The 11967-nt window shown below is 48.4% G+C and carries 10 protein-coding genes; 3 read left to right on the top strand and 7 right to left on the bottom strand.

Translation table 11 applies throughout. The annotated features are described in order from the left end of the window. On the bottom strand, positions 1–1458 hold the full coding sequence (locus J7619_RS16340) for an NADH-quinone oxidoreductase subunit N (protein WP_291200559.1): 1458 nt from the start codon (positions 1456–1458) through the stop codon (positions 1–3). Between the two features lie 82 nt (positions 1459–1540). On the opposite strand from J7619_RS16340, the gene J7619_RS16335 reads away from it, so the two are divergent. Continuing rightward, the gene (locus J7619_RS16335; protein ID WP_291200556.1) at positions 1541–2206 is read left to right on the top strand and encodes a hypothetical protein; all 666 of its coding nucleotides are present in this window, start codon (positions 1541–1543) and stop codon (positions 2204–2206) included. A 1-nt stretch (position 2207) separates the two neighbouring features. On the opposite strand, the gene J7619_RS16330 is transcribed toward J7619_RS16335, so the two are convergent. The 5 genes from J7619_RS16330 to J7619_RS16310 form a co-directional block, all read right to left on the bottom strand. Further along, a complete protein-coding gene (locus J7619_RS16330; protein ID WP_291200553.1) occupies positions 2208–3452 on the bottom strand; it encodes an alkaline phosphatase family protein in 1245 nt (414 codons plus the stop codon). Between the two features lie 113 nt (positions 3453–3565). Further along, positions 3566–4066 (bottom strand): hypothetical protein, encoded by a 501-nt coding sequence (locus J7619_RS16325; RefSeq protein WP_291200550.1) that lies wholly within the window; start codon positions 4064–4066, stop codon positions 3566–3568. A gap of 13 nt (positions 4067–4079) precedes the next feature. Further along, positions 4080–5402 carry a signal recognition particle protein gene (gene ffh, locus J7619_RS16320; protein ID WP_223410699.1) on the bottom strand — a complete coding sequence of 441 codons (1323 nt, stop codon included), beginning with the start codon at positions 5400–5402 and terminating at the stop codon, positions 4080–4082. Between the two features lie 162 nt (positions 5403–5564). Then, positions 5565–6377 (bottom strand): mechanosensitive ion channel family protein, encoded by an 813-nt coding sequence (locus tag J7619_RS16315; protein WP_291200544.1) that lies wholly within the window; start codon positions 6375–6377, stop codon positions 5565–5567. 216 nt (positions 6378–6593) lie between these two features. After that, complete coding sequence (locus J7619_RS16310; RefSeq protein WP_019944969.1) at positions 6594–6923, bottom strand: DUF6787 family protein; 330 nt, start codon at positions 6921–6923, stop codon at positions 6594–6596. 278 nt (positions 6924–7201) lie between these two features. Between J7619_RS16310 and J7619_RS16305 the strand changes: the two genes are divergently transcribed. Together J7619_RS16305 and J7619_RS16300 are read left to right on the top strand one after the other, a co-directional pair. Continuing rightward, positions 7202–8578, top strand: coding sequence for a hypothetical protein (locus tag J7619_RS16305; protein ID WP_291200539.1), 1377 nt, complete (start codon positions 7202–7204; stop codon positions 8576–8578). Between the two features lie 32 nt (positions 8579–8610). Next, the gene (locus J7619_RS16300; RefSeq protein ID WP_291200536.1) at positions 8611–10380 is read left to right on the top strand and encodes a sialate O-acetylesterase; all 1770 of its coding nucleotides are present in this window, start codon (positions 8611–8613) and stop codon (positions 10378–10380) included. A 47-nt stretch (positions 10381–10427) separates the two neighbouring features. Here the strand turns inward: J7619_RS16300 and J7619_RS16295 are convergent, their stop codons facing one another. Further along, on the bottom strand, positions 10428–11963 hold the full coding sequence (locus J7619_RS16295; RefSeq protein ID WP_291200533.1) for a PepSY domain-containing protein: 1536 nt from the start codon (positions 11961–11963) through the stop codon (positions 10428–10430). Between the last annotated feature and the right edge of the window lie 4 nt (positions 11964–11967).

The raw sequence follows: 11967 nt of genomic DNA, 5'->3' as shown, positions 1-11967 counted from the left end.
TCAAAACGCCGAAATCCACCGCGTCAGCCACTCAGGGCTGAAAAATAGCATTAGTAACGCAATCAGGAACAGCCCCGCAACCAGCTTGCCGGAGGCGCTGTCGTTGCTTATAACGGCCTCGGCCCTTACGGTTTTGAAAAACAATAAATACGGCAAGCGCATGTAATACGCGAGCGAGATGGCTGCATTGAGAATGCCGCCGACGAGTAACCATAGCATCCACGTCAGTTCCTGGTCGTGGTAGCTATCCCAGAGGGCCGAGAATACCAGTAATTTGGAAGTGAAACCGCCGGTAGGAGGCAAGCCCGCTAATGCCACCATTACTACCGTCAGAATGCCGGAAATCCAGATATAATTGCGGCCGAGACCTTCGTAGTCTTTAAGTTGAGTTTCTTGCCTGGGTTGCAGTAAATCCACCAGGAAGAAAGCAGCAAGATTAATAACCAGATAGGCGGCAGTGTAAAACACAGCGGCCTCGAAACCGAAGCGACTGTATGCAGCGATGCCCACGAGCAGATAACCGGCCTGCGCGATAGACGAATAGGCTAGCAAGCGGCGCGCATTACTTTGCCAAAGGGCGGCCACATTGCCGATGGTCATGCTGATCAAAGCGATTCCACCTAAAACAGGAAAATACTGGGCAGGCAATATCCCGGCTAGCCGCATAAGCACCAATACAACGGCCGCTTTGGGCGCTACCGAAAGAAATGATACCAATGGCGTGGGCGCTGCTTCGTAAACGTCGGGCGTCCAGATGTGGAATGGCACGAGCGACAGCTTGAAAAGCAGGCCGGCGAGCGTCAGTACAATGGTAACCGTTACCACGAGATCGGAATTGTTACTAAGGGCGACGGTCATGGCGTCGTTCGTGATGTCGAGCGTGCCTGTGAGGCCATAGATGAGCGAAATGCCATAGAGCATAACTGCCGAGCTGGCGGTTCCGAAAAGCAGGTATTTAATGCCTCCTTCCGCCGCTTTTTTGTAGGGCGACAATGCTACCAGCAGATAAGAACTGATGGAAATCAGTTCCAGCGAGAGGTAAATCGACAGCAAGTGTGTGGACATTGTCAGCAGATGCATGCCAGCGACGGCGGCGACGAGCAATGCATGGTATTCGGCCGGAAAATCATATTTTAAAATGCGGACGTGCAGCAATGTGAAGACCCAGGCCAGCGTGATCAGGATTTTAAAAAATACAGCCTGTCTGTCGAGGAATAGCAGTGGCTGGAAACGGAATGCAGGTTCGGTATTCCATTGACCGATAACTAGTAACAAAGTTATTAAACTGCCTGCAAGTGCTACATTTAACAAATAAGAGGTTGATTTCTCTTTGCCGAAGCGCCTGGTGAAAATCAGTTCAGTGAGCAGGAACAGACAAAAGAATAGGGCCAGAAAAATTTCAGGGATGATTCCGCCAAGGCTCTGGCGTATATGTATGAGCTGATCGTTGATATCCAAGAGAGCAGGTACAATTTTTGTGCAAAAGTACGGAAACAACGGCTTCCAAACCTCGAACTTATCAAATTAACCAACTTAAATCATGAAATATCTGCTAAGAATTTTCCCGCTGGCATTCTGCATTATGTGCATTCAGGTGCATGCGCAGGATTCGACGGGACTGGCGGGAACGCCTTATCAGGAAACACAGCTGGCGGCAGGGGAAAAGTCTCCTTATCTCTTAAAAGAATGGTATTCGGGGGCGGTCCGCACCAGCGACGACCGCGTTCATGACGGCGTTCAGCTCCGGTACGATTATCAGAAAGACGAAATAGAATACAAAGCGGGTTCCGGCCTGTACCGCGTCTCGACAGGTGTAACGGAATTCACCATACCAAGCGGCGTTGAATTGTACACGTTCAGGAGTGGCTACCCGGCTGTCGGTAGCAATACCGAAAAGAGCTTTTACCGCGTGCTTTACGATGGAAACACGAAGCTTTTGAAAAAATATACCAACCCCATCAAAGTAGAAAAGGCCAGCGCCACAAGGGAAATGGACGCTGGCGCAAAGTTGTATTTGTTGAAGGATGATAAAATGAACCCGGTGCAGCTGGAAAACCGTAACAGCTTCCTTAAACTTCTGACCGACGAAAAGAACAAGCTGAATTACGTTATTAAAGAACAGCAGCTGGATTTCGCCGGGGAGGATGACCTGATCCGCCTCCTGGAAGAATACGATTCCTACAAAGCCGGACGGGGAGGTAACTAGGCTATTTTTCCACAATCCAGCGGTTCACGCTGTTGTATTTACCTTCCAGAACGATCTTGAAAAAGCCGGAAGGATATTTCGAAATATCTATTTCGGCTTTTTCATGGTTAATATCCACCTCGTCCATCAGGTAGTAAAGGTCGCGACCTCCTTTTTCGAACTGATTGGTGGTAGTAAGCCAAATCTTCACTTTCCCTTCTTCTTCAACTGCTTTCCAGGAAATATTCACCTTGCCGCCGGATTTCAGCATTTCAGGTGCTGTAACCGAAAGTTTGCCAGTAAATGGTACCCCGTCGACTTCGAATGCCTGCTCCTTTGGGATGTTGATATCCATATGCCGTGCGACGGTCGGGAAGATGTCGACCACACCTGGTGTCGCTTTGAAATTTGCATTTAAGCCTTTTGCATTAGTGACGATCCACGTGCTGCGCTCGCGGTCGCTTTGCCCGCCGTGCCCCTTGCCGGTTTTGGCATCGCGGCCATGGTCCGTTGTGACGATCATCAGCCAGTCTTCGTTGAAGTTCTTTTCGCGATAATTAACGGATTTCCAAATGCGGCCCATCTGGTCGTCCATCATCTGGATGGCTTTATGAAATTGTTCACTGTCGCCGTATTTGTGGCCCATATCGTCGGTGTATTCGAGGTACACCCACGACATATCGGGCGCGCTGTTCTGAATGTAGGCCGCAGCTTCGTCCACCACTTTTTCGTCGATTTTGTGAATGTATTCGCTTTGCTTGTCGTGTTTGAAATGCACAGTGTCGAGTTCGAAGCCGTCGAATGAATAGTCGATTTGCAGCTTGTCGGTTTGCGGTAGGTTGGTACCTACGAGTTTGGTGCGGTTATCGAGCCAGGTGGAGAAAATAGCGCTGCGTTTTTGCGGATATTGCTCTTCCATGAAGCGGAACAATGTCCAGTAATGGTAGTTAGGGTCTTTAATATCATTATCCCAAACATTATGCTTGTTTACCCATGTTCCCGTCAACAGGCTGTTATAGCCTACGGCCGAAATGGTCGGAGTTTGCGAGTAGGTGCCTTTGCCTCCGCCAACATATGCACGTGTGTAGCCGCCTGCCTTCGCGATCGCATCCAGGTGAGGTGTCGCGATCTTTTCCTTGCTGTCGCTGGAAATGCCGTCTACGATCACAAAGACGACCTTTTTAGTTTTCGTGGCCTGGGAGAAGGCCTCCGGAGTAATGATTGCGGCCAACATCAGCCATAACGGAAAGGAAAAAAGGGTTTTCATAAATTGAACGAGTGTTTAATAAAAAATCCCCCAAATTAACGGCTAATTCGCCGAATTTGAGGGATTTTCAGACTAAGAAATTATTATTTTAAATCACAATTTCTTGAAGTTTTCTATGGACTTACCGGTTGCTCCGGCGCTGCGTCTGTTTTTTTCTTTTTACCAAATGCATATACGATCCCGAAATGGCTTTTGAGTACGCCGCTATCGAATTTGTCTTTCACGTATGGGTTCAATTCCAATGCGAGCATGATGCGGCGGTTCATGGGGAGCGGGGCAATTCGCACGCCAAAATTAACCGAATATCCGTCGATGGTGATCAGGTCTGCGTCGGCATCGGCAATGCGATAGAGCGGGTTGAGCCGCAGGCCGCCGCCGATGTACCATTGCGCCACCTCGCCTCTTTTCAGGTTGATCATCGGAAGCAAGTCGATGCTCAGGCTGCTGAACAGCGAGTTGGTTTGCAGACGTGTATCCAGCCAGATCGCCTTTTTGGCATTCGTGCTGACGGTCAGCAGGCTGCTCCAAGGGTAGTAACCCACCGTTGCCTGTGCCCGCAGTTTTCCCAAGTTTGCCAGCAGTATCAGCGACAATACAAAAAGAACTCGTTTCATCGAGGAGTGTTTATTAGCGGCGCATCGCTTTTCCCAGCTTGCCTGCCGCTTGCATGGTATTCATTTTTTTCATCATCTTCCGCATTTCGTCAAACTGTTTGATCAGGTTGTTGACTTGCAGAATTGTGGTGCCGCTACCATTGGCAATGCGTTTTTTGCGGCTGCCATCGATAATATCAGGGTTTTCACGCTCCTTTTTGGTCATCGACTGAATGATCGCCTCGATCGGCTTGAACGATTCGTTGTCGATATCGAGGTTTTTAATGGCCGAGCCCATGCCGGGGATCATACCGATGAGGTCTTTTACATTACCCATCTTCTTGATCTGCTGTAACTGGCCCAGGAAGTCGTCAAAATCGAATTTGTTCTGACGCATTTTGGCGTTAATGCGTTTCGCTTCGTCTTCGTCGAATGCCTGTTGGGCACGCTCAACAAGAGAGATCACGTCACCCATACCAAGGATCCGGCTCGCCATACGATCGGGGTAGAAGGAGTCGAGCGCTTCCATTTTTTCCCCGGTACTGATGTATTTGATCGGTTTTTCAACCACCTGGCGGATCGAAAGGGCCGCACCACCGCGAGCGTCACCGTCGAGCTTGGTCAGAACGACACCGTCGAAATCGAGTCTTTCATTAAATGTCTTGGCCGTATTCACCGCATCCTGACCGGTCATGGAGTCGACCACGAAGAGGATTTCAGAAGGTTTTACAGAAGATTTAATGTCTTCCACCTCCTTCATCATCACCTCGTCCACCGCCAAACGCCCCGCCGTATCGACGATCACGATCTTTTTGCCGGATTTTTTGGCATGTGCTACTGCATTCTGCGCGATGCTGACCGCATTTTTGTTCTCAGGCTCCGAATACACTTCTACGCCGATCTGCTCACCGAGCACTTTCAACTGGTCGATCGCCGCCGGGCGGTACACGTCGCAGGCAGTAAGAAGTACCTGGCGACCTTGTTTTTTAAGCAATGAGGCTAATTTTCCGGAGAACGTCGTCTTACCGGAACCTTGCAAACCTGCGATCAGGATCACCGCCGGGTCTCCCTTGATATTGATCCCCTCGGCATTGCCACCCATGAGCTCGGTCAGCTCTTCCTGCACGATTTTGACGAACATCTGCCCCGGTTCAACAGAAATCAGGATTTTTCTGTCGATGGCTTTTTCACGGATGCGGTCGGTAATTTCCTTGGCTACTTTGAAGTTCACATCGGCGTCGACCAATGCCTTACGTACTTCCTTGGTGGTAGCGGCAACATTTATATCTGAAATCCTATCCTTTCCTTTTAGTGTGCGAAAGGCGTTATTAAGCTTGTCCTGTAAGTTTTCAAACATGGAATAATATCTATGAATCTGAACCTGAATTTGAAATAAAACACAAAGGTATAAATAAAATGAGGAGTACAGGAAGGTTACCTCCCGTACTCCTCAATATTCCCTTGGTTCGAAGCTGTGCTTCGGACCGTTTATTCGCGAAGCTCCTGCTTCGCTAGGCTATTATTGCTTCATCGCAATACTCAATTCTGCCGGTTTCGGCGCCTGAATACCATCAATCGCGAACTGACGGCTGATGCCTTCGTGCACATCATAATAAGTTTCCCAGTATGTCGCGCTTGGCGTCCACACACGTACGTCGAAAAAAATGGCGTTTTCGGTGAGTTTGGTCACCAGAATATCGTGCTGAACGTCTTTCAGTGCCGTGGGGCAGGCATCGACCACTTTTTGCACCGAAGCTCTGATCTTATCCACGCCATTCTGGCTTCCCGCGGCAAATATCATGTCGACGCGAATCTTGCCTTTCCCCGAAATATTCGTGATCGGAGAGGTCGATAACGCTCCGTTCGGGAGGATAATGGTCTTATTATCCGGCGTTACCAGGATTGTGTTAAAAATTTGCACGCCTTCAACGGTTCCGGTAAATCCCTGGGCGTTGATCAGGTCGCCTACGCGGTAAGGCTTGAAAATCAGAATCAGGACACCGCCTGCGAAATTGGCCAGACTGCCCTGCAATGCCAAACCTACCGCCAGACCGGCCGCACCGAGTACGGCAACGAATGAGGAAGTTTCGATGCCCACAATGCCCGCAATGCTCAGAAGCAGCATTACATTGAGCAACACGACGATCAATGAGCTCAGGAATGGCTGCACGTCGCGGTCGACTTTTCGTTTCTCCATTACATTGGTGAGCATCGAACTGATTTTGCCCACAATGAAACGGCCGATGATAAATGCAAGTAGAGCGAGTAAAATCTTGCCGCCATAGAGTGTTGCCAGCGTCCAGATTTGCGCTTTGATAATGTCAAAATTCATATCGTAGAGGTTTTGTTGATAGATGTGATTGTGTGAAGATTGTAACTGCAATAGGCATTCAGTTGCAAAGTCACTCATTCCGCAGACATTAGCAATGGACTGGGCAAAATCTTTGAGTAGAAATTGTTCTATCGAGAGTAGTAGCGCAACGAAAAAAGGGTGAGCGACGGCCTGTTACCGTCTGCTCACCCTTTGGTATATACTTTGAAAAATCGCTTATTTCTTGAACTTGGCGGCGATCCAGCGGAACATTTTCTTTTCCTTTTCCCAGAAAAACGAGAACTGGCCCAGCAGGAACCCATACAACAGCAACAAGCTTTGGTAAGTCGGGAAAATGAATAGAATGTAGGTAATGGTTTTGAGCCACATCGGCGTCGTGTCGTCATAGCCGAGCAGGTAAAAGAGCCCTTTACGGAGCCATACCACCGACGAACCTGACAAACTGAACACTGCGAGTACCAATAAAACCTGCCTGGTTGTTTCCAATCCCCATTTTTCCTGCATTTTGCCCAACCAGGGCTGTGCATTCTTTTCTCCGCTTTGCATAGATGTTATTGTATTGACTGCGACTGAATTTCCTGCAAAGAAACAACGTGAATCGCAAAAATCCTTGGTTTTAATGAAGGTTTAATAGGCGAGTTCGTGAAAGGCGGTTAGTTAATGAGGGGCCGTGAATGCGGTAAAATACCGTTCGGGTATCCATCCCGGTCATTAGGAGATCGGATTGAATTTACAAGCTAATTGTAGCTTAAACTTGAATTAGTTGAATGAGGCCGGGCTGGTCAGCCAGGCTTTCAGTTGTATCAATTTAAAATTCAAGTACTATGAAAAACCTGTATGCATTACTGTTTGCACTCACATCGAGTCTTTCCGCTTGTTCGCAGGAAGCGCAGCCGGATACCACCAGCGACGATGTGGTCGACGCCATCGATAGTACGGAAATACTCCCCAGCCTGCACCCGATAGCGAAATTTACCAGCATGCAAACCGGCGAGGTAGAAGTTCAACCATCCCTGGATTTTAACAAATGGAATGCACAGCAAGTAGGCCATGTCGATTTAAGCAACCTGAAAGGCTCCGACGCCACATTGCAAATGATCGCCGTCGGCGGTGGACTAACCGCAGGCGTTTGCAATGGGGGCCTTTACCGGGAGAGCCAGCAATTTGCCTATCCCAATCTGGTTGCCCACCAAATGGGCTTGACTGATTTTGAAATGCCGCTTTTCAGCGAGCAGGATTTCAATGGAACGGGCTATTACCTATACGATAACCCGTTAGCGAAATATCCGAAGTGGAAGAAGGTAGTTAACAATCGCGCACCAGTGACAGATGGAGCACCGCCGGTGCTGCCGAAGTATGAGGGGAATGCTTCGAATTTCGCAACGCCCTGGGGCGCTTCGACATGGCTCTCTTATCCATTTTGCGAGAAATGTGCGACGCAGCCGTACGTGTCACGCCTTTCAACTTTGAAAGCGACTCCTGAGCATAATGTTTTGAGCGAAATTTTGGAGAAGAGGCCATATAACTTTGTTCTGCTTGATGATTTTTTTGATAGATGGATAGAGGGTCTTCAGGACAATTCTCATATCAATCATTACACACTGAATTTCAATGGATCCATATATCTGAGTGGAACAATAACTGACTATACATTAAATGCCATTCTTGGTAAAGGGCAGCGGGGAGTAATTTTCACTGTCCCTCATTACCGGACGCTACCTTACATGAATTGGTATAAAGTCAGTGAATTAATCGATGCAAGTACAAATTCAGATGCGTCTTATCTGGTACCCTCGCCACGCGTCAGCCGCACCTTCGAAAAACATGAGCCCGGAAGCAAGTTTACTATCAAACTCGATCCGCTATCTGTGATCGACGCTGAGGAAGCGCTTTTCTCCGATCCACAAACCATGTACAATCCGAAAATTAAGGAGTATGCAGAAAAGCATAATCTAGCCGTCGTGGATCTGTACGAAGTTTATGAGGAAATCCATACGGGATCATTTGTAACGGACGACGGCGTTCCCATCGACGGCACTATGAAAGGTAACTTCTTTTCAGCTGATGGCATTTATCCTACCGCTCTTGGACAGGCCATTATTGCGAACGAAACGATCAAGGCGATCAACGGAAAATATCACACACGGATTCCGCTGATTAGCATTAAGGATTTCGTGAAAACCATTGGGTTTAAAAACTAAACCTATCCATACATTTAATCATGTAATGAATTATGAAAGCAAAAGATATCTTTATAATTCTGCTATGTGGGTTGGTGGGAAATAGTTCATTCGGGCAATTCGTTCTCCTTTCTTACCCTATTGAAAAAAGCGTCATGCAGCGAAATGCCGCAAATACGGCCAACGTTACAGTTGCCGGACAGGTCGTTTCGTCAAGCTTGTTGGCAACCGTGGGTTATCGTTTTCGCCCGTTGAGTGCTTCTGGCGTCGCCGGAGCGGCCGGACCTACCACTACGCTACCACTGGCATCGAATGGAATGTTCTTTGGCACGACAATGATGTCCAAAGGGTGGTACCTATGCGAGATAATATACAATGGGATTGTCTACGCGAGTTCGCGATTCGGCATTGGGGATGTATTTATTATCGCCGGGCAATCTAATGGACAAGGTATGAATGACAAGACCTGGAATTTACCGCCTACTACTAATTACCCCGAGTGGATTGTCGGATCATCGGACAGCAAGAACTGTACGAAAAATTTACCGGAAATGTTCGGGAGTTTTTTCTCCTTCTCCAATGCGAACGACGTAGTCAAGCATGGCAGCCTATCACCCACAGGAAATACAATCTGGTGCTATGGAGTGCTTGGAAAACTGATCTCCGACGCAAATGGTGGAATGCCGGTCGCCTTTTTTAATGCGGCTTCCGGCGGAAGTACCATTACGCAATGGTACCAGGGCTCACAAGGATTGGCTGCTCCGAACGGCTACACCGGTTTGCAGTTCTGCGATGGGGGGGCGTTTCAAGGACCTTTCATCGGGCAACCCTACACACCGTTGAAGTCTGCATTGAACTACTATGGATCAATCTTTGGCGTACGTGGTATACTCTGGCATCAGGGAGAGGCGGAATCAGACCCCAACCTAGGCGCTGCATATAAGGTGACAACTTCCGCCGATTACTCGACTAAGTTGACAGCGGTAATTAATAAATCAAGGGCTGATTTTGCGAATCCCAACTTGACTTGGTTTGTATCCAATGTTTCGATTACAAATTATCAAGGCCCTAATCCGACCGTGCGTGCCGGCCAGACATCAGTTATCAATGCCGGTTTTGGTTTGCTCGGGCCGGATTCAGATTATGATGGTGCGGCAATCACGCAAGGGATTTGGCGCAAGGACGGCACCCACTTCGAAGAATCCTATAACTCGTCCCTTACCTGGCTCGGCGGCAAATGGTTCAATCAAATAGGAGCCAGCGGAACACGAGTCGAACATGGCTTTGTGCCCTCACTAACTTATTCCAAAAACGGTGATTTACGTTCACTTACCGCTCCGGCAGGGTATGCGGAATATCGATGGGGCAACGACATCAATGGGGCGATCGCCGGCGCGACGACCAATGTATTTACGACCGACCAATTTTATACCGGTATAAGATGTTTTATCAAAGATGCTAATGGCAACTGGCATGCGTCGCAACGGGTTAACCTCGGACAATTCAGCTCCCAACGCATCGGCAGCGAAATTGGAATGGCTGAAAAGGGTAAAGTCGCGGACTTAGCATGGAGAATTTTTCCAAACCCGTACACGCGCGATGTTACGATCGAGTTTACGGTTCCCGAGGAAAATAGCCAGGTGCGGCTGGAAATACTGGATAGCGATGGAACTGTTGTGAAGAAAGTAGTTGATAACCCACACGCTAAGGGACAATGGAAATACCCGGTAAATAATTTCGAGATATATAGTGATGGAATGTACTTCATCCGGCTCAAAATTAATGAGTCATTTATGACCCATAGAATTTTAAAAGAAAAATAAGCGAGGGCCGAAGCTATTTGCTTTGGCCCTCGCTTTAAATGTAACAGCTACTTAATCTTCAAAAACACCAATAACCCCAGCAAACTCACAACCAAAACACTCGCAGCCGCGGCCGTCATAACCCCATCCCGTGCATTCTTGCCCAGGAAATCCAGGCCATTGTATTTGTGCAGGAATGCGAAGCTGAAACCCTCGCGGCGGTTTCGGTCTTCGACCTTCGTTGAAAGACGGCTGGTTGTGGTTTCGATGTAATAGGTGGTGTGATCGGGCGTGTCGTAAGCCAGTTTCACAACCGGTAACCTTTTATTCACAAAACCATATTCACCGGCAAAACTGGTGACCAGTGACGCTTTTTCAACTTCCGCATCCGAAATAGGTGATGAAATTTGCGCTTCCATCAAATCGCAGCAGCTTTCGGCATTCCGCTCTTCCTGCGCGGCGAACTTGCGCGCGAGGTATTTGGCGAAACGGGTATTGCCGTCTTCGAGCTTTTTACCATCGCGGATGTTGGTATAGTCCACCACGGTTTTGTCGGTTTCCCAATCCTTCCGCACGGTTTGCCAGAAAATGTTCTCTCCCCATTTGATCAGTCCGATATTAGTGACGCCTTTGAGGTCGATAATGGACGCCTGAGCGACTTCCTCCGTTTTGATCACGGGATCGTATACATATTTCTGCCGCTGGTCGGGGTCGAGCTTCTGAATGGCGTGGTATGCACCCGAAAATGCGAACGTAAATGTGAAAAGGCTGCACCAGATGCCGATCGAGCGGTGGTATTTGCGCAAAATGCCCCGCTGATTACCCGAACGTCCGGTTTTAAACTTTTTCCACATCAACCCATACACCAACACGCCGGCGACTGCCGAAAGGATGATCAGGCTCAGGAAGGCCACCATCACAATGATGCGGATCGCATTGTTGGTGATCATATCCATAAAACCCCAGTTATGGAATGTGCTGAATATCCAGATGAATGCTTTACGCCCACTGTCGTTGAAGGTAGCGAAGCGGCTCTGGCCGGTTTCGACATAAATGTCCATCTTCCGGTTGTCGTCGAAGCTGATTTTCCAGACCGGCAAAAAGCGGTTTACGTACTTGTACTGATCGGTGAATTCGGTCAGCAATGTGCTGGAAATGATCTTCGATTTTTGATCATCCAACATGTAGCGCGCCATGTGTTCGGCATATTTGCGGTCGCCGTCAGAGAGTTCAGCGCCGGTAATGGTGTTGAAATACCTCAGCTTATCGTCGACACCTTTGACCTGGTACCACGCATTTCCCTCAAACCTAATCAGCCGGAAATTCTTGAATTCCGTAACCATGTTTTGGGTCAAAACCTGCCCGAGTTGCAGTTTTACGTCGGCAGGTGCTACGGGTTCGGCTTTGTAAAATTCATGCGCAATAGTCGTTTTGAACCAATGCGACATGAATGGGTGCATCACGCCCGAGGCTGTCCAAAAAATCGTAGGAACAAGTGCCAGCAGCCCCAATATGCGGTGCCAGCGGTAAATGTTTCTGCGGATCGTCTTTTCTGCCTTTGCTTTGAATGACTCTTTGGGTTGAATGGCAATTTCCTCGATCATAACC

This window comes from Dyadobacter sp. (genome assembly GCF_017744695.1).
GTDB lineage: Bacteria > Bacteroidota > Bacteroidia > Cytophagales > Spirosomataceae > Dyadobacter.
Note: the sequence above shows the minus strand (reverse complement) of the source record. Positions and strands in the feature narration are given on the sequence as shown.